Genomic DNA, 2,042 nt, shown 5'->3' with positions numbered 1-2,042 from the left:
GAAAGAATCTTAACAATTTCTAAATTATTTGCCGTGTTTGCGAGTGGGAGCAGCGCTTGTGCTCCCCATCGCTCCCGCCGCCTAGCCATCGACTGAGCTGTAGTACACGCCGAGCAGCAGCCGCTGACCCGGATGCTCGGTGAGCGTCCACACGCGCGCCGACGATCCGAGCGTCCCGCTGGTCGTCGCGGCCCGCCACAGCGTCACGTCCTCAGCGCCGACGGTCCAGCTATACCTGGTGGTCGAGCCGTAGACGTTGTTGGTGCCCGGCACCGAGGCATACAGGCTGCCCGCCTGCGCATTCCCCAACGAGTCGCTGAGGCTCTGGCTGAGGCTGAACTTGCCGCTCCATGAGAGGCCGCCCTGGAGCCGGGGAGTCTCGGTCATATACACCGCGTCGACGGTAATGCGCTGTCCATCGGCCAGCGTGCGCGCGCTGCCGCAGGTGGTGCCTGCCGCGCCGGTCGAATCGCACAGCCCCCGGTCGTGGTAGTTCAGCGACCAGCGGGTTAGCCTGATCCTGGTATCGCTGGCCTCCAAATCGCCGAGCGTACGATACTCGCCAGCCACTAGGCTATCGGGGCTTGTGCCGCGATCCAGCCCGATCCACGAGAAGCACAGCGGATTGGTGTACGCCTTGAGCGGCCCTGTCCCATCGGGATCGGTCTGCACGCCGCAGTTGCCCGCCGTGCTTTGGAGATAGCTCATCTGAAGCGGCATCACGTAGGTGTAGCCGAAGGCGTGGTAGCGTCCGGCGGCGGTGTCCCATCCGATCTTGGTGCTATCCTGGCCCGCCGGAATCCGATAGATCCTGGCCGTGTCGAAGACGCGAATGCCGCGACCGGAGTCGGCTGAGAAGAGCCTGGTGCCGTACCAGGCCAGGCCACCGGCGTGTGTCGCGAGCGGCGCGAACGTCAGGTGCCCGTTGCTGATCTTCGGCTCGACCAGCAGCACATGCGCGTATGTCGAGAGCGACGCGCCGCCGCTGGATGCATTGACAAAGCTGATGCGAGCGCCCTGGTTTGGCGTGCTTTTGTTATACCAGGAGACAGCCAGCGCGGTCCGGCCCGTGCTCGATCCGTCTGCCGTCTGGACCGTGTAGGCGTCGGATGTGGAGGAGATGCCCTGCGGATACCAGGACGATCCCGTCCGATCGGCGCTGCCTGACCAGCAGTAGGCGACGTAGCCCGCCTTGCTGGCCGCTCCGCCAGCGGCGGCTCGCTCCGTGGCCGTGCAGCTTGCCGACGGCACCATCGTCGCGGTTGCATCCGCCAGCACGTCGCTCGCCGTGACTCGCGTCAGTTGCGGGTCGCTGGCGAACGGTGCATTCTCGGTGTCAAGTACGCTGGCGACCAGCGTAAAGGGTGTGGTGGTCGTCATGGCAAGCTTGCCGTAGTTGCCGGAGTCGACGGTGATCGCGTGGACCGGCGCGGCGATCAGCACGAGGGCGACGATCGAGAGGCGGATGAGCAGGCGTGGCATGGTGAACTCCTGAAGTATGCACTAGGTGATTGGCACGAGCGCGCGGTTTCCAGCCCCGCGCCGCTAAACGAAAATCACCAGATGGGAAAGAATCCCCATCTGGTGCAACCGGCTGTGTGGATCGGGAGCGCTGAGCTTAGCGCGCCACTAGCTATAGTAAAGAATATCCCAGTGGCTACCCTCATCGGCGTAAATATTACCCGCCGCCGACTTCCACTGCGGAGCGCCGTCACCGCGAAGGCCGATATAGGTAAACGTATTCTTGATATAGCTGTCCACGCACGACACGTGGCGAATATCGACTTTATAGCCGTTCCAGTGGCTATACGTGCCGCTGGCGTGGCCGACCTCGGTGCCGCCGGTGATCGTCAGCGTTGAGCAGCCGCTAGCCCGCTTGAGCGTGATCAGGCTATTGATCGTGTGAGCGTGGATTTGCTCCAGCGAGGTGCAGGTCGAGACGTAGCGATCCTGGCAGCCGCCGCTCGAATAGACCGTCATGCCGTTGTTGTACACCACCGAGCGGGCGTACGAGTTCGACCACCTCACCTCATCGGCGAATG

General features: G+C 63.5%; 2 protein-coding genes. Both read right to left on the bottom strand.

What is annotated here, in order from left to right; translation table 11 throughout:
* Positions 1 to 81: 81 nt before the first annotated feature.
* On the bottom strand, positions 82 to 1,482 hold the full coding sequence (locus VFZ66_22055; protein ID HEX6291885.1) for a hypothetical protein: 1,401 nt from the start codon (positions 1,480 to 1,482) through the stop codon (positions 82 to 84).
* A 147-nt stretch (positions 1,483 to 1,629) separates the two neighbouring features.
* Positions 1,630 to 2,042, bottom strand: a 413-nt coding sequence (locus VFZ66_22050; GenBank protein HEX6291884.1) for a hypothetical protein, incomplete at its 5' end; no start/stop codon positions are given.

It is taken from the genome of Herpetosiphonaceae bacterium (genome assembly GCA_036374795.1).
In the GTDB taxonomy this organism is placed as follows: Bacteria; Chloroflexota; Chloroflexia; order Chloroflexales; family Kallotenuaceae; genus LB3-1.
This window is presented reverse-complemented; position numbering and strand designations above follow the sequence as displayed.

Excerpts from the sequence above, each read along its gene's own strand:
- VFZ66_22055 (HEX6291885.1), bottom strand. The coding sequence starts at position 1,482 with ATGCCACGCCTGCTCATCCGCCTCTCGATCGTCGCCCTCGTGCTGATC.